General features: G+C 61.7%; 13 protein-coding genes. 1 reads left to right on the top strand and 12 read right to left on the bottom strand.

Annotation, left to right across the window (positions count from 1 at the left end; translation table 11 throughout):
• Positions 1 to 157: 157 nt before the first annotated feature.
• From Uis1B_RS04860 to Uis1B_RS04835, 6 genes are all read right to left on the bottom strand, one after another.
• Positions 158 to 1,729: a UxaA family hydrolase gene (locus tag Uis1B_RS04860; protein ID WP_207763382.1), complete on the bottom strand. Its 1,572-nt coding sequence runs from the start codon at positions 1,727 to 1,729 to the stop codon at positions 158 to 160.
• Between the two features lie 51 nt (positions 1,730 to 1,780).
• Positions 1,781 to 3,232 carry a tagaturonate reductase gene (locus tag Uis1B_RS04855; protein ID WP_101616118.1) on the bottom strand — a complete coding sequence of 484 codons (1,452 nt, stop codon included), beginning with the start codon at positions 3,230 to 3,232 and terminating at the stop codon, positions 1,781 to 1,783.
• A gap of 412 nt (positions 3,233 to 3,644) precedes the next feature.
• On the bottom strand, positions 3,645 to 6,962 hold the full coding sequence (ileS, locus tag Uis1B_RS04850) for a mupirocin-resistant isoleucine--tRNA ligase (RefSeq protein WP_101616117.1): 3,318 nt from the start codon (positions 6,960 to 6,962) through the stop codon (positions 3,645 to 3,647).
• A gap of 396 nt (positions 6,963 to 7,358) precedes the next feature.
• Positions 7,359 to 8,216, bottom strand: a complete 858-nt coding sequence (locus Uis1B_RS04845; RefSeq protein ID WP_243390261.1) for an ADP-ribosylglycohydrolase family protein — start codon at positions 8,214 to 8,216, stop codon at positions 7,359 to 7,361.
• Positions 8,217 to 8,266: 50 nt separating this feature from the next.
• Entirely contained in the window at positions 8,267 to 9,016 is a 750-nt protein-coding gene (locus Uis1B_RS04840; RefSeq protein ID WP_101616115.1) for an alpha/beta hydrolase, read from the bottom strand.
• 72 nt (positions 9,017 to 9,088) lie between these two features.
• A complete protein-coding gene (locus tag Uis1B_RS04835) occupies positions 9,089 to 9,952 on the bottom strand; it encodes a glycosyltransferase family 2 protein (protein WP_165782738.1) in 864 nt (287 codons plus the stop codon).
• A gap of 123 nt (positions 9,953 to 10,075) precedes the next feature.
• Between Uis1B_RS04835 and Uis1B_RS04830 the strand changes: the two genes are divergently transcribed.
• On the top strand, positions 10,076 to 11,929 hold the full coding sequence (locus Uis1B_RS04830) for a hypothetical protein (protein ID WP_101616111.1): 1,854 nt from the start codon (positions 10,076 to 10,078) through the stop codon (positions 11,927 to 11,929).
• A gap of 1 nt (position 11,930) precedes the next feature.
• On the opposite strand, the gene Uis1B_RS04825 is transcribed toward Uis1B_RS04830, so the two are convergent.
• The 6 genes from Uis1B_RS04825 to ligA form a co-directional block, all read right to left on the bottom strand.
• Positions 11,931 to 14,354, bottom strand: a complete 2,424-nt coding sequence (locus Uis1B_RS04825; protein WP_101616107.1) for a hypothetical protein — start codon at positions 14,352 to 14,354, stop codon at positions 11,931 to 11,933.
• 230 nt (positions 14,355 to 14,584) lie between these two features.
• The gene (locus Uis1B_RS04820) at positions 14,585 to 16,633 is read right to left on the bottom strand and encodes an ABC transporter ATP-binding protein (protein ID WP_101616105.1); all 2,049 of its coding nucleotides are present in this window, start codon (positions 16,631 to 16,633) and stop codon (positions 14,585 to 14,587) included.
• Positions 16,633 to 18,396, bottom strand: coding sequence for an ABC transporter ATP-binding protein (locus Uis1B_RS04815; protein ID WP_423734863.1), 1,764 nt, complete (start codon positions 18,394 to 18,396; stop codon positions 16,633 to 16,635). The genes Uis1B_RS04820 and Uis1B_RS04815 overlap by 1 nt, the downstream gene beginning before the upstream one ends.
• 83 nt (positions 18,397 to 18,479) lie before the next feature.
• A complete protein-coding gene (locus tag Uis1B_RS04810; RefSeq protein ID WP_101616102.1) occupies positions 18,480 to 18,977 on the bottom strand; it encodes a MarR family winged helix-turn-helix transcriptional regulator in 498 nt (165 codons plus the stop codon).
• Positions 18,978 to 19,187: 210 nt separating this feature from the next.
• Positions 19,188 to 20,303 carry an Mrp/NBP35 family ATP-binding protein gene (locus tag Uis1B_RS04805; protein WP_101616100.1) on the bottom strand — a complete coding sequence of 372 codons (1,116 nt, stop codon included), beginning with the start codon at positions 20,301 to 20,303 and terminating at the stop codon, positions 19,188 to 19,190.
• A 65-nt stretch (positions 20,304 to 20,368) separates the two neighbouring features.
• Positions 20,369 to 23,203 carry an NAD-dependent DNA ligase LigA gene (gene ligA, locus Uis1B_RS04800; protein WP_101616098.1) on the bottom strand — a complete coding sequence of 945 codons (2,835 nt, stop codon included), beginning with the start codon at positions 23,201 to 23,203 and terminating at the stop codon, positions 20,369 to 20,371.
• Positions 23,204 to 23,251 lie beyond the last annotated feature (48 nt).

The raw sequence follows: 23,251 nt of genomic DNA, 5'->3' as shown, positions 1-23,251 counted from the left end.
CGACAACGAAAAACGCCCCGGGGGTACACAGACCCGGGGCGTATAACCGATCAAAGGAAAACGTCGTTCAGCGTATCGCGGCTCCTTACCAATATCCGCGGAAATCAACGGCGGTGCCGAATCATCCGGTATCACCGAACCATCCGGCACCGGCGAATCACTCGGTGATGCCGTCCTTGAAGATGGCGATCTCGTGCATGCCGTACTCCTCGTTGCGCGTGATCTCCTCGCCGTTGACGGTGGCCATCACATCCTCGATGAAGTCGGGCAGGACGTCGTCCATACGCTCACTGAGCAGACGACCGGCATTGAAGTCGATCCAGCGCGAATGCTTGGTGGCGAGCGGCACGTTCGTTGCGACCTTGTACGTGGGCACGTAGGTGCCGTACGGGTTGCCTCGACCGGTGGTGAACAGCACGATGTTGCAACCGGCGCTGGCCAGCGCGGACGATGCGACCAGATCGTTGCCGGGCGCCTGCAGCAGGGTGAGACCCGGCTCGGTGGCCTGATGCCCGTACGCGATCACGTCGGTGACCTCGCATTTGCCGCCCTTGCGGATGCAGCCGAGGGACTTGTCCTCCAACGTGGTGATGCCGCCTGCCTTGTTGCCCGGCGAAGGGTTCTCGCCGATCGGCTGGTTGTACTTGCGGAAGTAGTCCTTGAAGTCCTTGATGAGCTTGACGATGTCCTCGAAGGTCCGCTCGTCCTTGGCCTGGCCCATCAGCACCTGCTCGGCGCCGAACATCTCGGGAACCTCGGTGAGCACCACCTTGCCGCCCTGTTCGGCCAGCCATTCGGCGAACTTGCCGACCAGCGGATTGGCCGTCACGCCGGAAAGACCGTCGGAACCACCGCACTTGACGCCCACGGTCAGTTCGCTGATCGGAATGGGTTCGCGATGATCCTTGAGCGCGGCCGCGTTGATCTCCTCAAGCAGCTTGGCGGCGGTCTCGTACTCGTCGTCCTCAAGCTGGCAGATCATGAACTTCACGCGATCGGGATCGTAGACGAGCCCGTCCTGCAGATCCTTGACGACCTCGTCGCTCGGCTCGTCATCGACCCCGCAGCAACCCATCAGCGGAGTCATCTCGGACTTGAACTGCGGGATCTGGTTGTTCTCACAGCCAAGACCCACCACCAGCACGCCGCCGGCATTCGGATGCATGGCGATGTCCTGCAGGATGCGCTTGGTCATCTCGTGGTCGCCGCCCAGCTGGGAGCAGCCATACGGATGATGCGCGATGATGATGGAGTCGAAGGCGCCGCGATCGGGATGCAGCGCCTCGAACTGCTTGGCGATGTTGTCGCACAGCGAGTTGATGCAACCCACTGCCGGCACGATGTACAGGTCGTTGCGCACGCCCACCTTGCCGGTGGCGCGACGATACCCCTGGAACGTCAGGTCGCTGGGCTTGCTGCCCGGCTTGACGACGTCCGGCACCGGATCGTACGTGTACTTGAGATCCGGACCGAGGTTCGACTTCGTGTTGTGGGTGTGCACCCACGAACCCTTGGGAATGTCGACCTTGGCGTGACCGATCGAATAGCCGTACTTGATGATCTGCTCGCCCGCGGGAATGTCCTCGATGGCGACCTTATGGCCGCGACCGACGTCTTCAAGCAGAACGACCGGCTCGGCAAGCCCATCCACCTTCACGGCCTCGCCCTTCTTCAGATCACGGGCGGCGACGGCGACCTTGTCATGCGGATCGAGATGAATCGTATCCATAGTCATTGTCCTTGAGTCATTGTCCTTTTTCTAGAATCAAGCGTTCGAGAATCAGGCGAGCGCCTTGATCAGCGGTCGGATGCCCTCGGCCTTGATGGCCTCGATGTTGGCCTTCACCGCATCGACCAGACCTTCGACCTCGGTGAGATCCTGACCCCACACGGAGGCGTCGGCGAGGATGGCGGCCACATAGTCGTCGGACTTGGCGGCCTCCTCGAACTTGGCGAGCGTGTCGGGGTTGTCGGTGATCGCCACCTTGCCTTCGGCGAATCCGCCGTAGGTGTACAGCAGACCGGAGAGGGCCAGCACCAGACGCTTGGGCAGACGGCCCTCCTTGGTGTTGCCCAGCAGCACCGGCAGGCAGCGGGTGACGTACTTGGAGGCGGAGTTCAGGGCGATGGAGTCGAGCGCGTGCTTGACGAACGGGTTGGCGTAGCGTTCCAGCACGGCGGCGGCGAACGCCTTCAGCTCATCCTCCGGCAGGGAAAGCACCGGGATGATCTCCTCGGCCATCTCCTTTTCGATGAACGGACGAACGTCCTCATCGTTCATGGCTTCGCCCACGGTGGCGACGCCGGCCAGACGGGCCACGGAGGCGAGCGTGGTGTGCGGGCAGTTGAGCAGGAACACCTTGCGTTCGCGGTAGGGCACTACGGATTCGGGGGTCACCAGATCGATGCCGAGCTGCTTGGCCGGCAGGGCCTTGTCGATGGCCTCGGTGTCGCCGGAGACGACCCACAGCAGGAACGGTTCGGCCTTGACCATGTTGTTGTCCACGTAGCCGAGCTCGTTCCACAGCTCCTCGGCGCGGTCGCGCGGGTAGCCGGGCACGATGCGGTCGACCAGCGTGTTGCAGAACTTGTTGGCCTCGCCGATCCATGCGACGAAGTCATCGCCGTAGCCGTAGCGCCGGGCCTGTTCGATCAGGTCGGCCTTCAGCGTGGTGCCGTTGTCGGCGATCAGCTCGCACGGGATGATCAGGAATCCGGGCAGGCCCTTGTCGAAACGGCGCTTGAGCAGCTGCACCAGCTTGGCCGGGTAGCTCTTCGGCGGCACGATGTCGGCGGAGGAGTCGGCGTCGTCGAGCGCGATGCCGGCTTCGGTGGTGTTGGAGATGATGATTTCGGTGTCGGGGTCGTCGGCCAGCGCGAGGAACTCATCCCAGTCGGCCACGGCGCTCAGCGTCTTGCTGATGGAGTCGATGAGCTCGCGGCTCTGCACCTGCTCGCCGTTCTTCAGACCTTCGAGGATCACGGTGTACAGGTCGTCCTGGGCTTCGATCTCCTTGGCGCGTCCCTGGGCGATCGGCTGGACGACCGCCACATTGCCGTTGAACAGTCCGTTGTTGTTCATCTGCTGCACGATCCAGTCGACGAATGCGCGCAGGAAGTTGCCTTCGCCGAACTGGATGATCTTGACCGGACGCTTGCGGGCGGCTTCGGTGGTCAAACCCTTTTCCAGCGCGACCTCTTCGCTGAGGATGGGAAGATTGTTCTCTGCCATGATGTGCTCCTCTTTCCTGTGACTTAGGAGTGGATAAACCATACCGAAACGCCGCTTACCGCTTCGTATCGGGAGCTCCGGTATCTGGTTCCCAGCGTAGGGAGGGGAATACCATGACGATGAAAATGTTGCCAAGCTTTGCCGTATTTGCCGCGGAATCCTTGACAATATCCGTAATCGGTACTATCGGACATCCGACCGATCGATATCGCCATGAACGATGCCGTGCCGCTGACCGCCGCCGGACACGGCAAAGGCCGGAACCGCTGACATGCAACGATTCCGGCCTTATCGGCTGATCAACCCAGACGGCTGATCAGCCCAGACGGATATCGGCTCAGCCGGTTGATCAGCCCAGATGAGTTGATCAGCCCAGCCGAGTCGGATCCCGGAGAGTTCGGATCCCAGTGGTTCAGATCCTGGCGACCTCGACGCCGATCTCCTTGGCATCGGCATCGGCGGTAATCTCCACTCCGCCTTCGGCCAGCGTCTCCCTGGCGATCAGATCCTTGAACTGCTCGGCCTTCGGCGCGTCGGCCGCGGGCAGGACGAGCTTGAGGCTGATGCGGTCGGCGATGTCGAGGTCGGCCTCCTTGCGGGCGTCCTGCACGGCGCGGATCACGTCGCGGGCATAGCCTTCGGCGATCAGATCGTCGTTGAGCTCGGTGTCGAGGATCACGAAGCCGCCGGTCGGCAGTGCGGATGATACGGAGTTGGCCGCCTCTTCGGCGTTCTCCTCCTCCACACGGTTGATCAGCTCGTACTCGCCCTCCACCAGCGCGATCTCGCCGTTCGGGGTTTCGACCACGGGAGCACCGTCCTCGCCGACATGCCATGCGCCGGTCTTGGAGGCCTTGATGGCGAGCTGAACGTCCTTGCGCAGACGCTTGCCGGCCACGCGGGCGTTCACCTTCAGCTCGTGCACGATCCTCAGGCCTTGGGAGCCGGCGTCCTCCATGGTGCAGAACTCGATGTCCTTCACGTTGAGCTCCGACTTGAGGATGTCGGTGTACGGCTCCACAGCGGCGACGTCCTCGGCCACCACGGTGAGCTTGGCGAGCGGCTGACGCACGCGGATCTGCTGGGCCTTGCGCAGCGACAGCGTGCCGGACACCACCTCTCGCACCTTGTCCATCGCGGCGATGAGGGCCGGATCGTCCACGAGCACGTTGCCGAGCTCGGTGGCCTCGCCGGTCTTCTCGTCGGCCAGGAACGGCCAGTCGGCCAGATGCACGGATTCGCCACCGGTGAGGCCGCGCCAGATGGTTTCGGTTTCCATCGGGGCGAGCGGAGCCATCACGCGGCACAGCACCTCAAGCGCGGTGTACAGCGTGTTGAAGGCGTTGGCATCCTCGTTCCAGAAGCGATCGCGGGTGTTGCGGATGTACCAGTTGGTGAGCACGTCGATGAAATCGCTCACCTCGTCGCAGGCGTCGGAGATCGCGAACTCGTCGAGCGAACGCTGCACGCCGGAGACGACCTTGCGCAGTCGGGCCAGCAGGTAGCGGTCCATCTCGGGCAGACCGGCCACCTCGTCGGCGTTCAGCCGGCGGGCGTCGAAGCCTGCGCCCTTGTTGGCCGCATTGGCGTACAGGGTGAAGAAGTAGTAGGAGCTCCACAGCGGCAGCATGACCTGACGCACGGTGTCGCGAATGCCTTCAGCGGTGACGATGAGGTTGCCGCCGCGGAGGATCGGCGAGCTCATGAGGAACCAGCGCATGGCGTCGGAACCGTACTTGTCGAACACGCCGTTGACGTCCGGGTAGTTGCGCAGATGCTTCGACATCTTCTGGCCGTCGGATCCGAGCACGATGCCGTGGCAGATCACGTTCTTGAAGGCCGGGCGGTCGAACAGGGCGGTGGCCATCACATGCAGCAGGTAGAACCAGCCGCGGGTCTGGCCGATGTATTCGACGATGTAGTCGGCCGGGAAGTGCTGTTCGAACTTCTCCTTGTTCTCGAACGGGTAGTGGAACTGCGCGAACGACATCGAACCGGATTCGAACCAGCAGTCGAGCACGTCGGAGATGCGGTGCATATGGCTCTTGCCGGTCGGATCGTCCGGGTTCGGGCGGGTGAGGTTGTCGATCCACGGACGGTGCATGTTCACGTTGCCGTCGCGGTCGCGCGGATAGTCGCCGAAGTCGGCCTTGAGCTCCTCGAGGGAACCGTAGACGTCCACACGCGGGTACTTCGGATCGTCGGACACCCACACCGGGATCGGAGAACCCCAGAAGCGGTTGCGGGAGATCGACCAGTCTCGCGCGTTGGCGAGCCACTTGCCGAACTGGCCGTCCTTCACGTTCTCCGGGATCCAGTTGATCTGCTGGTTGAGCTCCAGCAGACGCGGCTTGATCTTGGTGACGGAGACGAACCAGGAGCTCACCGGCTTGTAGATCAGTGGGGTGGCGCAGCGCCAGCAGTGCGGGTAGGAGTGCACGTAGCTCTTCTCCTGCAGCAGGATGGCGCGACGATCCTCGGGGATCTCGGCGAGCGGGCCGTCACCGTTGCGCAGGTTGCGCAGGATCGGCTTGTTCGCGTCGAACACGTACATGCCTTCGTAGTCGGGGCACTGCGCGGTGAAGCGGCATCCGGCGTCGAGCACGTCGGTGCTCTTGATGCCCTTGGCGTTGAGCGTGTTCATATCGTCCTCACCGTAGGGGGCCTGATGCACGAGGCCGGTGCCTTCGACGGTGTCGACGTAGTCGGCGGTGAAGATCTGGTAGCCCTGCGGTCCGGGCACATGGCCTTCGGACTCGGCCTCGTCGCCTGCGAAGTACGGGAACACCGGCCAGTAGCGCCAGCCTTCCATGTCCTTGCCCTTGAGCTCGCGCACGATCTCGTAGTTCTCGCCGAGCTCCTTCTCGTACTTGGCGAGCAAGGGCTTGCCGAAGTAGAACTTCTTGCCGGCGTACTGTCCTTCGGTGGGCCTGACCTCCACATAGTCGATGTCGGCGCCGACGACGATGGCGAAGTTGGTGGGCACGGTCCACGGGGTGGTGGTCCAGAACACGGCGTAGGCGTCGTCCTCGTCGCGCAGCTTCACGGCCACGGAGACGGTGGTGTCCTGACGGTCCTGGTACACGTCGGCGTCCATGCGCAGCTCGTGCGCGGAAAGCGGCGTGCGATCCTTCGGGCAGTACGGCAGCACGCGGTAGCCCTGATACGCCAGACCCTTGTCGTAGAGCTGCTTGAACGCCCACATCACCGATTCCATGTACGGGATGTTCAGGGTCTTGTAGCCGTGTTCGAAGTCCACCCAGCGGGCCTGACGGTGCACGTAGTCCTGCCATTCGTTCGTGTACTTGAGCACGGAGGCGCGGCAGGCGTCGTTGAACTTGTCGATGCCCATCTTCTCGATCTGGTCGACCGAGTCGATGCCGAGCTCCTTCTGCGCTTCGAGTTCGGCCGGCAGACCGTGGGTGTCCCAGCCGAACACGCGGTTGACCTTGCGCCCCTTCATGGTCTGGTAGCGCGGGATCACGTCCTTGGCGTAGCCGGTAAGCAGGTGGCCGTAGTGCGGCAGGCCGTTGGCGAACGGCGGGCCGTCGAAGAACACGAACTCGTTCTGGCTGTGATCGCCGGAAGGATTGCGTTCGACGGACTTCTGGAAGGTATCGTCCTTATCCCAATAATCGAGGGTCTTCACCTCAAGATCGGGAAAGCTGGGGTTCGGCGCGACGTGCTCCAGGCTGGAGTCGGCCGCGGCCTTCGGGAACTTGTTGCTCACCGCTATCTCCTCGTCATCTGCCGAGGATTCTCACCCCGGCGCATCTTCATCGTTCGCCGAGGACGATCACGTCGCGCATCGACTGCCGCCTACGCGGCATCTGCGATGCGTACCGGACCGCGGTACCACCTCGCTTGCCGCACCCCGTTCCGTAACCTCATGGAACGCCGATGCGACCGCTTGTCCTGGGCTATGTCGGGCCCACCCGCCGGGTCTAATAGGCCGGTGCCGCGTTCGCCGCCGCGTTCGCCCGCGACGACCGGCCGGCCGTTCTTCCGGAAGCTCCCCGCTGATAACGGATCGATGCTCACCGCGTATATGATAGCACCGTCGCGCGGACGCTCGTCACACGCATCCGAGGAATGCTCGGATGCCGGCTGTTCCGACCGGCATAGGTCATTCGGCCGTGGACCGCGATTCCGGACGATTCGCGATGATCCGGTCGATGACGTCTCTGCCGCGTACCGCTCGAACCCAGTCATCCGGAATGCCCGTCGTGCCACCGATTCCGTAGATGATACCGGCAAGCGCGCCGGCGACCGCAGCCGTGGTATCGGTGTCATCGCCGAGATTCACCGCCGTCCGCACACAGTCGGCGTACGAAGTCGTGGTGGTCAGGCACCAGCATGCGGCCCGCAGGGTATGCCGGACGAATCCGGTGGATGCGATGCTTTCCCGAGGTTCCTCCCATATCCGGTCGAATCCAACGCAGGCGACCGCTTGCCGCGCCGGTAGGCCGTTGATGAGCATCCGCGCCGCATGAACATATGCCACGCAGGCTTCGGTACTGATCTCATGCGCATGGGTGACGGCACTGGCGGCACGAATATCGTCGTCCGAAACGGGAAAGAACGCCAGCGGAATAGATCTCATCAACGATCCGTTGCCGTTATTCCGCTCGCCGGTCATGCCATGGCCGGACTCCAACGCCATGTCAGTGGCGATACCGACGTCGAACACGATGCCGTCGGCCGTGTATTCACCGTCGTAGCGCCATGCACGAAACCGTTCGAGAAGATCGTCGACGTCGACGTGACCGTGACGCCTATTGAGCGAATCCAACGTGGCGAGCATCATCGACGTATCGTCGGAGAATGTTCCGGCCGGGTGTCGATGCGTGCCGCCGCCCGTCATGCCTTCGCACCGGAACGTATCGCGTTTCAGGAACTCGTACGGCACGCCCAGAGCGTCTCCCACCGCTTCGCCGTATACGGCGGCCCTGAGCTGATCGGACATGGTCAGGGAATCGGGCATGGATTCCTCCTTCAATCGTGCTTCAATCGTGCGGATTGGTTCTCGTCGCGCTATGCGTTCAGGAAGACGCGGATGTCGGAGAATTCCTCGTCGCACACGTCGTGGCGCATACCCTCGTAGGTGTGCTCCTCCACTCGGGCGAATCGGTGGAGGGCCGTGCGCATGTCGTCTTTCTGCGATTCTGGAATCTGCCGGTCGCGCGTGCCGTAGCCGAGGAACACGGCCGGGCGCACTCCACCGGCCGGAACGTCGGCATCGTCGGCATCATCCGGGCTCCCGGACTTCGAAGGATCGCCGAAATCAGCAAGCACACCCTGCACATCGTGGAACGACGGCGCATCGTGGAACGAGGGAGCGAGCAGCACCGCGGCATCGAACACCTCGGGGTGATCGGCGAGCAGACGGTAGGACAGATACCCGCCCTGCGAGAACCCGACGAGCACGATGCGCCGATCCCGCAGTCCGCTCGAATCCAGCAGGGTCACCAGTTCATCGCCGATCCGGGAGCATTGCGACTGGATCCGCGCGTCATCCCAATCCGCGCTGTCGTACCACGCGTATCCGCCGAGGTACCGACGGCGGATCGGCCCCTGCACGGCGATGTAGTCGGCTTCGGGGTCGATGGCTTCGATGATGCGGATCATCTCCTGCTCGTCATTGCCGTATCCGTGGAACATCACGAACAGATCACGCCGATCGCACCTTCGTATGGAATCGGATTGCCGCGCAGGGTCACGATCCTCGCCGTGCCCCTCTCCCTTATGATCGACATCGACGCTGATGATCATGGACAGTTTCATAGCCGCCTCGCTTTCGCGTGTCGTCTACTACCTTACGCCAGCGCCACTCCAACCCTTGGATTCCCGAATAATTCAATCCTGAACAAATCGATTTCGGGCGATCCACAGCAGATGTCGCATTCCCGTTTCGAAATAACGCTGCTTGGTGTCCCCATGCCGCGCCCGCTGTTTTATAGATACTTCACCAAAACGATCACCCAAATACCGGTGGGCATTGAGCTTGATCTGAGGGGAAAGATTCCAATCCCCTTCCGTAAGATGAAGTTTTGGTACAACTGAACGATGGAATACCCACATGCCTGATAATGAATCTCGGATTCGCAGACCATACAGTAACGCTATCTCCAGATTGAGCGTACGCACACCCATTTGCAACTTCAATGGAATATCCTTGGCCGGATATCTCGTGCAAGAGGCGAATTCCAATCCCCTTCTCCGCATTTCCTCGATAATGCGGGGAGTATCACCTATCGGATAGGTACCATCGCAATCCGAGCAAACAAGCAGATCCCCTCTGGCCGCTGTCATGCCGGTCATATGGGCGAAGCCGTAACCGATGCCATTAATGGTTCTGTCGTCTTTCAGCACACGCAATTTCGGGTATCGCCGTTCAAGATCCTTGGCAACCTCATAGGTATCATCAGTCGAGGCATTGCTGATGAGAATAATTTCATCATAGAAATCAGGAACCTCATCGATCAGACCAGCCAGATGTGCGCTTTCATTACGACACGGCATAATCAATGAAACGCGATACTCACCCAGCATCTGAGTTAATACTCCATTTCTCGGAACCACTAAACTCGTTGGGCAAAAACCTTGACCAAAGAGATCGAACAACATGGTTTCAAGCGTTTCGTCACCTGTCGTCCAAACAGCATTTAGACTACATTTGACACCCCCCCCCCCGAAATAATTAGTATGCAATATCGTCACGATACCGCCACATTCACATCAAAACAGTGGCACCATATTGCAGCACGGAGAAACGGATTCTTGATAAGAAGAGTATTGCACCACAACGATCAGTCTCATCGCACCTCAACAATGGCCGGATCAATGCTTCGAACCATGTTCCGACATTCCGTAGAAGATCATCGTCAGATTCGCTCCGCCATCATCATGATGTTCCTCGGAATCGCCACCATCGGTCGTCTTGCCATGTCGTTGACCCTACACATGTGGTTCCCCTACAGCCAGCTTGCCGACGACTGGCTATTGATGAGCTACTCCCTCCCCTGGTACGAACACTCCACAAGTCATTACAAACTCGCCAAGAATCAAGGGTTCAGCTTCTGGATACGAATCATCCACGCAACCGGAATCAATGTCGACGTCATGTACTTCATGCTGTGGCTTTGCGCCGCGGCCCTCACCGCACTGGCCATGCATCGTTTCTTCCGAACACGATGGCTGACCATATTCTCGTACCTTTACGTGCTGTGGAATCCCCTCGCTTTCGAATTCTGGTCCGGGACCCGCGTATACCGCAATTCGGTATTCGCTCCCTTCATGTTCATTCTTCTCGCATTGCTGATACTTTATCTCACTGCATTCGGACCTTGGTTTTCGCAACGCCCCACGTATCGTTTCACCACTGCCGCGGACTTTTCTCCGGACGGTCGGCGACGCAACCTGCTACAAGGCATCGCCCTGATAATCTTCTTCGCCGTCATCGGTCTCGTATTCTCGCTGGTCTACGATCTCAAGGAGGATTCGATATGGCTGATTCCCATGTTTGTCGTGATCATCGGAATCAAGGTCATTGAATCCATTCGGATGAAGGCACCGTGGTTGACGAAAGCGACGACCATACTGCTGTGTATTGTTCCACTGATCGTTTCATTCGCCGGCATACAGACCATCAAATTCGCCAATTACCAACGTTTCGGCGTCTACCTGCTCAACACGCGAACAACAGGAGAGGTCGCAGGCTTTATCAGCCGCATCTACCAGATCGACTCCCCTAATCAGAATCAAAAGATATGGACACCCGTCGATTCGATCGACCGGGCGTTCGCGGCGTCACCGACGCTTCGGCAATACCCTCAGATACAGCACTTCGTCGAACATAATGACTTCGCATTTCCCAACATCCATGAACGTCCGCTGACCGGGGACTATATTTCATGGCAGATGCTGGCGGCCCTCAACGCAACCATCGGCATGGATGATGAGAGGCAGGTGCAGGATCTGTTCCGTCAGGCCAATACCGAGATCGATGCCGCATTCGCTTCAGGAGCTCTTCCCCGGACGCATAAGATTTCATTGACGAAGTCCTTAGTCCCGCGGACACCCGAGGAAATAACCGGTCTTGTCGCACCGAGCATCAGATACTATGTCAATGCACTTACGTTGACCTCCCAGTATCGCGTTTCCATCGGAGAGAACGATGACGTCGACTATAACAATCCGAAAAGCTGGATCGGGTTGCAGCAGCTCAACATCGATCTGCAGAATCCCAATCCGCAGGTCATCCCTTGGTTCTCCGCGGATGATGCCCGATTAGTGGCCCGCAACATAGTCCGCATGTACCGGCTCGTCAATGCGGCGATGGTCCTCGCATTCGCAGTGATATTCATTGGAGCGATTCACGATGGCATACGACGCCGAGCCCTCCATCAGTGGAAGTATCTGGCTCTGTCCCTGTGCTTGTTCAGCTACGCATTTGTCTACACGTTTTTCGCCTACTGGTACGCGCAGTATCTAGAGAATCCCAATACCACATTCTTCTACATCACCGGCCTGATCATGCCGCTGCTCTGCATCGGATTGCTGATCGGTCTTGGAGCGCCGAAAAATCCCCATGGAAATCTCGACACGGGAATCCCCCCTGCCACATATCGCAGCAACCGAAGAGCCCGCATCGTCCGCGGAAAAGCAATGATATCGAGGACTCCCGATCGAGGATAACCTACTGTCCCACCACCATCAGCTGGGGGATCTGATCGGCCTGGTAGAGGAACGAGTAGATGAAGCCGTCCATGAACATCAGCACGATCAGCCCGAGCACCACGAAGGTGCCCAGTCGGGTCAGGGACGCATACCGCGCCGGTGAGGCTTCCGAAGATGTCTGGCGGGATGTCTGGCGGACATGCTTGCCGGAAACCGTCGTATCCGACGATTTCGCTCCGGTTCCAGACTTCCCGGACACCGGCGCATCCGATGCCGGCGAGGTTTGGGCCGAACCGTCCGCAACGTCTGCGTCGATCGGCTTCTTGTCGACCGGTCCCCTGTCGACCGGTCCCCTGTCGACCGGTCCCCTGTCGATCAGCCCCGTGCCGACCGGTCCCGTACCGCCCGATTCCTCGCCGGCGAGTCCCGTACCGATCAGCCGATCGTCGGCCGTCTTCACGAAGTATCGTGTGAGCATCCATATGATCGCTAGGGCGAAGAACACGATCGCGCACAGGAAGTAGCGGCTGCTGTACCCGCCGAACCGACCGTTGAAGTAGTAGGATTTCGCCACGCCGACGAACTCGTAGAGCAGCACGACCAGCACGGACGCCGCGCCCATCGACAGGTACCGCTGCGCCCGGCTCTTCGCGAAGAAGAACACCGTAAGCGGCACGAGGAATACCAGAATCACGCCGATCGTGGTGATGTCGTACGCCTTCATGTCGGGCCGGGGCAGATTGACGTGCCCGGTGACGGCATACCAGGTGCCAAGGAATCTTTCGATGAACGTCTGCACCACGTCGGCGACGAACATGCCGGAGTCACGCTTGTCGATCGGCGTGTACATGGCGCTGTTCACGTATTCCGCGTAGGCCATGTTGGCGTAGCCGGGCTGGATCGTGTGGAATTTGGCGTACAGGCCGGCGAAATAGGCGATCGGCAGCAGATACACCGGCGTGGAGGCGTAGAACGCCGGGCGCAGAATGTTGCCGGGGTGCTTCTCCACCAGCAGCGTGTAGCCCACCACCAGCACGCTCATGACGACGACCAGCATGCCGCCGGTGAGCTTGGTGAGCACGGTGGCGCTCACGCCGACCGCGATGAGCAGGAACGTAAGCCAGTCGTACCGGCGTTCGAAGAACCGTATGATACCGAGGGCGTAGACGCTCACCGTCAGCAGGATCAGCGTGTCGTTGGAGACGCCGCTGAGACCGTAGACCATGTTGACCGGCGCGATGACGATAAGCGCGAACAGCAGGTGCAGCAGCGGTACCGGCGCGATGCGCGTGAACCCGATGTAGAAGATCATGAGCAGGCCGAGCACGCCGATGATGAACGACAGCGTCCGCAGCCAGTCGAGACTGAACGTGGCCTGATCGCCGGATATCCGCACACCGCCGAACAGACTCATGATGTGGTAGTACAGCGGCGGATGGCCCAGATAGTTGAACTGCGTGGGCCCGGCCAGGTTCATCGCATTGTCGCCGACGTACGGGTAGATGCGCATGTGGGCGAAATCGGGGATGACGCCGCCATGCTGTTTGAGGAACACGATGTAGGAGACGTGGGCCTGTTCGTCGGGGAAGCCTTCCAGATACTGTGTGAAGAGCCTGAACTGGTAAATCACGTAGCCGATGACGATCGGATAGTTGAGCCCCGACATGATTCGGCGGGCCAGCAGGCCGCCTTTCGCGCCGACGAGATAGTTCGCAACCATGACGATCAGTAGCAGCACGATGAGTATGGTGATCGCACGGCGGTACGGGTATCGGCCGGCGCCGATACCGCCTTTGACGAACCACAGCCGGTAGAAGAAGGCGTACATCATGCCGAGTATCAGGCAACCGGCCGCATAGTAGCGTTTCGGCAGCTTCCTGAACAGCGTGAGCTTGCCGAGAACGACGACGAAGCACACGCCGATGAGCAGCAGCAGGTAGAGTCTGGTTTCGGATTGTCTTGTGGACGCGCGCATCACGTCGTTCAGCTGGGCTTCGGTGAGCGAGAAGACCGTTTTGCCATCCACGACGCTGCGCTGCAGTTGAGCGCCCGGAATGCTGTACACCGCATGGTCGATTTTGGTTCGGACGTTGATGTGAGCCACAAACGCACCGACCTGCGCGTTCTCGCCGTCTACCGTGATCGACAGGGTACGGGAATCGTCGTTGAGCGGATCGAGATGGATTGTGGCCTGCGACTGGATCACCTTGGTCGTCTGCCGGGACGACGCGGCATAATCCTCGTTCTCGTCGAAGGCGAAGACGACGTTGCTGTTCTCGGCGGGCGTCTGGGTGAAGGTGACGCTGTAGTACAGGTTGATCGGCCGGAAGTTCGCGAATCCGACGTATCCCGCCAGGATCACCGTCACCGCGACGAGCACCGCCACGGGGTATCTGCGCAGGGTCGTGACGCATTGCGCCAGTCGTTCCTTGACCACCTTCAAACCTCTTCCCTGTTGTCGATTCCGTGCCGTATTGCATATCCGCCGATCCCGCGTTACGCTGCGGCGGTCCGGTCCATGTCGTTCCGGCGACGTCGTCCCGGCAACCGATACGGCGGCGAAGCGTCTTCCATCTTGCTATCACCATCCGACCTGAAGATTTGGAGTCCTCAAGTCGTTCAACGTGCGACAGCCGGCGGAAAGGCGCCGAGGAACAATACGGCAACCGGCCGCTAGTCCAGCTCCACGGCGCCCGTGTACAGCTGGTAGTACTCGCCCTTGAGCGCGATGAGCTCGTCGTGGTTGCCGCGTTCGAGGATCCGACCGTGGTCGAGCACCATGATCACGTCGGAGTTGCGCACGGTGGAGAGTCGGTGCGCGATCACGAACACGGTGCGGCCCTTCATCAGATTGTCCATGCCGGCCTGCACCACTTCCTCGGTGCGGGTGTCGATGGATGACGTGGCCTCGTCGAGGATCAGCGCGGGTGGGTCGGCCACGGCGGCTCGAGCGATGGAGATCAGCTGGCGCTGACCCTGTGACAATCCGCTGCCGTCGCCTTCAAGAACGGTCTGGTATCCCTGCGGTAGCATGCGGATGAAACCGTCCGCATTGGTGAGCTTCGCCGCGGCGATGCATTCCTCGTCCGTGGCGTTCAATCGACCGTAGCGAATGTTGTCCATCACGGTGCCGGTGAACAGGTTCACGTCCTGCAGCACCACGCCGAGCGAACGACGCAGATCCGACTTGTGGATGCCCTTGACGGAAATGCCATCGTAGAGGATCTGACCTTCCTGCACGTCGTAGAACCGGTTGATGAGATTGGTCACGGTGGTCTTGCCGGCGCCGGTGGCGCCGACGAGCGCGATCTTCTGGCCGGGCTTGGCGAACCAGGTGATGTCGTGCAGCACCGGCTTGCCGGGATCGTAGCCGAACGTCACATCGGTGAACCTCACGTCGCCGCGCAGTAGGGTGAGTCGGCCGTCCGGCGAGGTGATCGCCGATTCGCGGGCCTTCATCGCCACTTCCGCGGCTCGGGGGCTCAGCGCGTGTGCGGCGGCGAGCGACCGGGTGCCGTCGTCGCCATCCTCGCGCTTCCACGCCCAGTAGCCGGTTTCGTGATCGACCTCGGTCATGGTGCGGCCGTCCTCGCCGAGCTCCACGTTCACGAGGGTGACGGTGCCGCCGTCCTCCTCCACGGGCTCGTCCATCAGGGCGAAGATGCGGGAGGCGCCGGCGATGGCCATCATCACCATGTTGAGCTGCATCGAGACCTGGCCGATCGGGTTGACGAAGGATCGGGAGAGGGTGAGCAGCGAGATCAGCGTGCCGAGGGTAAGCGGGCCAGCGCCGGCGAGACCGAAGTTGCCCAGCCCGGCGATCGCGACCATACCACCGACGATCGCCATGAGAATGTAGAGCAGGTAGCCCAGATTGACGACGATCGGCATGGTCACATTGCCCCAGGTGTTCGCTTCGGCGGCCGCTTCGAAAAGCTCCTCGTTCTTCTCGTCGAAGGTCTTCTGGGTGGCGGCTTCGTGGTTGAACACCTTGATGACCTTCTGGCCGTTGACGGATTCCTCCACGAAGGCGTTCACATCGCCGAGCCACTGCTGCTGCTTGACGAAGAAGCGTCCGGAACGACCGACGACCTTCCTTACGACCCACAGCAGGCCGACGGTGAACACGATGACGAACAGGGTGAACGGCACGGAGAGCCACAGCATGGCCAGCAGCGCGGCGAGGGCGGAGATGCTGGCGGAGAACATCTGCGGGAACGACTGGCTGATGGCCTGGCGCAGCGTGTCGGTGTCGTTGGTGTAGCGGCTCATGATGTCGCCGTGCTCATGGCTGTCGAAGTAGCGGATCGGCAGCTGCTGCTGGTGGGCGAACATGTCGTCGCGAATCTTCTTGAGCGTGCCCTGTTCCACGGTGACGACGAGCCACATCCACAGCCAGCCGCTGACGATGCCGGCCACGTAGAGGCAGCCGATCAGCGTGATGGCGCGGATGAGCGGGCCCCAGTCGGGGTTGTCGACGCCGACGAGCGGCAGGATGTAGTTGTCGATGAGCGTCTGGAGGAACAACGCGGATCCGGCTTGCGCGGCCGCGCCAATGAGGATGCAGGCCACGATGACGACGATGCGCAACCGGTACTGCAGGATGTAGCCGAAGAGTCGCTTGATGGTGCCGGGCGCGGGTTTGCCGATGCCGGGCTTGCGGCCGGAGAACGTGTTCTTCGATTCCTTCGATGCGGTATTGGCGGCGGTGTTGTCTGCCATTATCGGGCACCTCCTTCGGCGTTCGGAGACTGGTTTTCGGTTCGGGATTCCTTGCTTCTGGTCTGCGATTCGTAGATGGACCGGTATTCGTCGCAGGTTTCGAGCAGTTCGTCATGCGTGCCGCGGGCCATGATGCGGCCTTCGTCCATCACGAGGATCATGTCGGACTCCTGCACGGAGGCCACGCGCTGGGCGATGATGATCTTCGTGGTGTCGGGGATCTCGTCGCGGAACGCGGCGCGGATGGATCGGTCGGTTTTCGTGTCGACGGCGCTGGTCGAGTCGTCGAGGATCAGGATCTTCGGCTTCTTCAGCAGTGCGCGGGCGATGCACAGGCGCTGACGCTGGCCGCCGGAAACGTTGGTACCGCCCTGTTCGAGCATCGTGTCGTATCCGTCGGGGAACTCCCGGATGAATCCGTCGGCCTGGGCGAGCCGGCAGGCGTGGCGCAGGTCCTCGTCGGTGGCTTCGGGGTTGCCCCATCGCAGGTTCTCGGCGATGGTGCCGCTGAACAGCACGTTCTTCTGCAGCACCATGGCCACTTGGTCGCGCAGCAGTTCGAGGTCGTAGTCGCGTACGTCCACGCCGCCCACCTTGAGCGATCCTTCGGAAACGTCGTAGAGGCGGGGTATCAGCTGCACGAGCGAGGATTTCGCCGAACCGGTGCCGCCGACGATGCCGATGGTGGCGCCGGAGGGGATGTCGAGGTCGATGTGGTCCAGCACCGGCTTTTCCGAATCCTGCGAATAGCGGAAGGTCACGTCGTCGAATTCGATGGACCCGTCGGCCACGCTGCGCACCGGGTTCCGCGGGTCGACGACGGTGCTCTTCTCCTGCAGCACACGGGTGATGCGTTCGGCGGAGGCCTGGGAGATGATGACCATCACGAACATCATGGAAAGCATCATCATGGCCATGAGGATCTGCATGGCGTAGGTGACCAGTGCGGTGAGATCGCCGGTGGTCAGGCCCACGGCGGGGTTGTTGCCGGAGGCGACGATCTGGTCGGCGCCCATCCACGAGATGAGGATCATCGAGCCGTAGACGCACAGCATCATCAACGGCATGTTGAAGCTCATGATGCGTTCGGCCTTGATGAAGTCCTTGAAGATGCGCCGGGAGATCCCGTCGAACTTGGAGACCTCGTAGCCTTCCCGGTTGAACGACTTGACCACTCGCACGCCCTGCAGGTTCTCGTCCACCACGTTGTTGAGTTCATCATACGTGTGGAAGACCCGCTCGAACACCGGGTGGACGAGCACGGCGAGACCGCACAGGCCGATGGCGAGGATCGGCACGCAGGCGAGGAACACCATGGAGATCGACGGGCTGATGCGGAACGAGAAGAACCAGGCGACCACCACCATGATCGGCGCTCGCACGCCCATGCGAACCATCATCATGAAGGCGACCTGCACGTTCGTCACGTCGGTGGTGAGTCGGGTGATGATCGAGCCGGTGGAGAACCGGTCGATGTTGGTGAAGCTGAAGCGCTGCACCTGTTCGAACTGGTCGTGACGCAGGTTCTTGGCGAATCCAGCCGCGGCCACGGCGGCGAACCGTCCCGCGAGGAATCCGCAGCTGAGTGACACCGCGGAGCAGAGCAGCAGGATCAGACCGAACTTCACGATCGCGTTCATGTTGCCGCCGGTGATGCCCTGATCGATGAGCGCGGCCATGATGGTGGGGATCAGGATCTCCAGGATGCTTTCGATGGTCACGAAGGCCGGGGCCAGCAGGCTTTCCTTTTTGTATTCGCGCATGGAAGCGCCCAATGTGCGGAGCAGGTGCTTCGGCTTGTCTGATTTCGCGTTCCGCCGCTTGGCGTCGGCGGATGTGGATGTCGTCACTCGTCGTCTCCCTTCTTGTTCTTCGTATCGTTCGTGCGGCATTCCCGCTCGTATTCGGCGCTCATGACGGCGATGTTCTCGCGCAGCCGACGCACGTAGTCGTAGAGGGCGGCCTCCTCGTTCTCGGAGAATCCGGCGATCAGCCGTCGTTCCATATCGTCGCCGTTCGCCTTGAGATCGGCGACGATGGAGTCGGCCTTGGCCGTCAGCACGATTTTCTTCAGCCGGGCGTCATGCGGCACCGATTCTCGTATGATCAGCCCTTTCTTCTCCATCAGCGTGAGCACCCTCGACGCCGTGGAGCGCGTGATGCAGAATTTCTGCTCGATGCTGTGCTGGTAGATATCCCGCTGCCGGTTCCTGGCGAGGAACATGATGATATGCGCGTTGCCGCCCGTGGCGTCGGCCGCCGATTTCGGCATGCTTTCGCCGAGATACCGATCGATGGATTTGCATAGCGCCCGCAGCTCGAAGCTGAGAATGCGTTTGTCCATGCGCCTGCCTGCACCCCCGTTCTTCCGACCCGTGTCATGGTATGTCGACGGCTCCGGCATACGCCGATCGCCGTATATGCAACATGCAACAGCCGATGTTAATACGACTCACATACAACAGTTGCATATACAACAGAAGCGCGTGTCGCGGCCGGTCGGCGCACCGACGTCGACCTTGAAAATCGGAGCGGAACGCCGTTAGGCCGGCCTCTAGGCCATCAGCTGTTCGGCGATGGCGCGGAACCGGGCGGCGAGAGACGTGTCGGCCAACGTGCCGTCGGGGGCAAGCACCGTGGGACGACCGGCCTCGCCGTCGATGCGCACTTCGGGCTCGAGCGGCAGACTGCCGAGCAGCGGCACGTCATGATGCAGGTCACGGGTGAGCTGCTCGGAGACCCGCCGGCCACCACCCTCGCCGAAGATGCGCAGCCGTTCGCCGTTGTGTTCGTAGTAGCTCATGTTCTCGATCACGCCGCGCACCTTCATCGGCACCTGCAGGGCCACGAGCCCGGCGCGCACCGCCACATCGGAGGCGCTGGGCTGCGGGGTGGTGACGACCACGAGTTCGGCGTTCGGCAGCGCCTGGGCCACGGAGATCGCCATGTCGCCGGTGCCGGGTGCCAGGTCGAGCAGGAGCACATCGGGCTCCCCCCACCATACGTCGGAGAGGAACTGTTCCAGCGAACGCTGGAGCCTCGGGCCGCGCCACAGGATCGCCCGATCCGCTCCGGCGAACATGCCGATGGAGATGAGCTTCACACCCCACGCGCTGACGGGCATCAGCATACCGTTGAGATTGGTGGGATGGGAGTGCACGCCGAACAGGGTGGGCAGCGAGAAGCCGTAGATGTCGGCGTCGATGGCCGCGGTGTCGTAGCCGAGCGCGGCGAACGTGGCGGCGAGGTTCGCGGTGACCGACGATTTGCCGACGCCGCCCTTGCCGGATGCGATGGCGAAGATGCGCGTTTTGGAGCCGGGTTTGGTGAACGGGTTCTCCTTGCGCTGGGCCTTGAGATCGTTGACCAGTCCGGTGAGCTTCTCCTGGCTCATCGAGGCCACGTCGATATGCGGCACGAGCGTGGCGGCCGGATACGAGGTGACGGCCTCGTTGATCTTGTCGATGATGGTCTGGGTGAGCGGGCATCCTTCGACGGTGAGCTCGACCTTGATCGTCACATCCACCACGGAGCTGCCGGAGTCGATGACGTCGCGCGGCACCGCTTCGATGCCGGTGATCATGCCCAGATCGGTGATGGACTTGCCCAGCTCGGGATCGATGACCCGGCTGAGTCGAGTACGGACGTTTCTTTCGATGACATCGGTCATTCCCACGCGATTCGTTGCAGACATAGTCTCCACCCTATCGTTAATCGCCCTGAACGTGCCAGACGTTATTCCGCAGAGCTTGTGGAGGAATCCATAGCGTCGGAGGCGGAGGCGCCGGTGACGGAGGCGCCGGAGGCGTCGTCGGAGTCGCCGGCCGCGGAGCCCGCTGAGGAGTCAGTCGCATCCGGGGAGCCGGTGGCGAGCAGCCGCTTGAACGCAGCCTCGTCAATCATGGGGACGCCGAGCGATTCGGCCTTGGCGGCCTTGGATCCGGCGTTCGCACCGACCACCACGTAGGTGGTTTTTTTGCTCACCGATCCCGCGGCCTTGCCGCCGTGCCCGATGATCGCCTGCTTGGCGCCATCGCGGCTGAAATCGTCGAGGGAGCCGGTGACCACCACGGTCATACCGGTCAGCGTCTGCGGATCGTCGTTGCGCTCCACATGATCGCCGACACCCGCCGCACGCCATGCGGCCAAGGTGCGTCCACGCCAATCATCGGGATCCCGGGCGGCCTCGAACCAGCGAACCACCGATTCGGCGATTTCCGGGCCGATGCCGTCGATTTCCAGCAGATCATCCACGCTCGCCCGCTCGATGGCCTCCAGCGAGCCGAACTGCGAGGCGATCAGGCGCGCGGTGGGAGGTCCGAGCCGTCTGATCGACAGTGCCACAAGAACCCGCCACAGGTCCGCGGAACGGGCCTTGTCGATTTCGTCGAGCATCTTGCGGGTGTTCTCCCCCGGACGCACATACACCGGCTGTTCGGAGACCACCCCTTTGCGGGTGGTCTTCCGTTCGGTGCGGATCACCACCGCGTCGTCGGGCACCACGTAGTCGGGATACCGATTCGCCGGAGTCATGGCAGCAGTGGCGTCTCCGTCCTGCTCGGCTTCGGCCCGCTCGATCTCGGCCCGTTCGGCCTCGATTTGCTTCGCGGTCTTGCGTCGTGCGGCCGTCGGAGCCGTCCAGAACGCTTCGGTGCGATACCACAGGCCGGAGCCTCCACGCCGCTTGCGGGTCTTTTTCGGCTTGCCGTTGGATCCGATGGTTTCGCGGATTTCGATGATCGGCACTTCACGCCACACCCACACGTCGCGCAGCTTCCCCAGATCAAGATCGAACAGTCCGGCCTCGCTGGTGAGCGTCGGGCTTTGTGGTTCGGGCAGGCGAAGTCCGGCCAATGGCTCGTAAGGCTCCGGCTCCTCGCCCGGTCCGACGAGAATCTCTCGCAGGGTCGGCGCGTAGGTGTCCACCGAATCGGGCCTGTCGGCTTCGGGATTCGTCAGGGCGATGGCGCTCTGATCGCCCAGATGCTCGATGTCGAACGCCTTGCGGGAGGCGAGGTTGATGATGCGTTCGGAAAGCTGGGCCGGGCAGCTTTCCACATTCGGACAGCGGATGTCCTTGTCGCCCTCCTTGGCGGGGGCCAGCTCCGCACCGCAGCTCGGACAGTGCTCGGGCATGACGAATTCGTGCAGCTCGCCTTCGCGACCCTTGCGCCGTTCCAGCACAGGGCCAACGAGTTCAGGGATCACATCGCCGGCCTTGCGCACGATCACGGTATCGCCGATCAGCACCCCCTTGCGCTTGACCTCGAACGGATTATGCAGCGTGGTGCGGGCCACGGTGGAACCGGCCACGTACACGGGTTTGAGCACTGCGACCGGGGTCACGCGGCCGGTGCGTCCCACCTGCACGGTGATGTCGAGCAGCTCGGTGTTCACCTCTTCGGGCGGATACTTGTAGGCGATGGCCCATCGGGGGGCGCGGGACGTGGAGCCAAGCCGGCGCTGCAGCCCGAGATCGTCGACCTTCACCACGATGCCGTCGAGGGCGTGTTCAATGTCCTGCCGGTGCTCGCCGTAGTAGTCGATCATGTCGAGGATCTCACTGAACGAGGTGACCTCGCGATTGTGCGGGGAGACGGGTACCCCCCATTTGGCGTACAGCGCATACGCTTCGGACTGGTTGCGCACCGCATCGTGGGTGCCGCGCGGATGGTCGGCGCCCCAGTCCAGCGTGCCGATGCCGTGCGCGTAGAACGTGAGCCGCCTGGTGGCGGTGATGCGAGGGTCCTTCTGCCGCAGGGATCCCGCCGCCGCGTTGCGGGGATTGGCGAAGGGCGGCTTGCCTTCATCCTCGGCCCGTTCATTGAGGGCTTTGAAATCGTCGAAGCGCATGAACACCTCGCCGCGCACCTCCACCATGTCGGGCACGTCGGCGGGGTCGCCCCCAAGATTCTGCGGAATGTTCGAGATCGTACGCGCGTTGAGCGTGATGTCCTCGCCGGTCACGCCGTCGCCTCTCGTGAGCCCCTGTTCGAGCACGCCGTTACGGTAGATCAGATTCAACGCCAGACCGTCGATCTTCACCTCGCAGGTCATCGGCAGCGGCTTGCCTTCAGGCCAGTCGAGATCACGGATCACCGAATCGTACCAGCCGCGAAGCTCCTCGATGGAGAACACGTCGTCGAGGCTCATCATGCGGCTGGGGTGGCGTACCGACGCGAAGTCGTTGGAGAACGTGCCGCCCACGCGATGGGTGGGAGACTGCGGGGTGTCCAGGCTTGGGAATGCCGCCTCCAATCGCTGCAGGCAGCGCAGTCGCGCATCGTAGGCGGCATCCGAGGAGACGGGTGCGTCGTCGATGTAGTAGGCGATCTGGTCGGATTCCACCCATGCGGCCGTTTTGGTCCACAGGCGCGCGGCCGCTTCGGTGCTCATCGTGGTGACGTCGAGCGAGTCGAGCCTCATCGCGTCGGCGTCGGTGGAGCCAAGCGCGGCGATCCACCCTTCGGAGCCGGGTTCGAAGCGGGAGAGCGCATCGTCGCCGCCCACCTCGCCGTCGCCGTCGAGATCCCAGGCGAGCTGTTCGTTGTCCGGTGACTGCGATGCCATGAATGCTCTCTCCCTTGTATGTCGATATTTGTATGTCGATATGCCTGC

Origin of the sequence: Bifidobacterium margollesii (assembly GCF_002860355.1) — a bacterium.
Taxonomy (GTDB): domain Bacteria; phylum Actinomycetota; class Actinomycetes; order Actinomycetales; family Bifidobacteriaceae; genus Galliscardovia; species Galliscardovia margollesii.
This window is presented reverse-complemented; position numbering and strand designations above follow the sequence as displayed.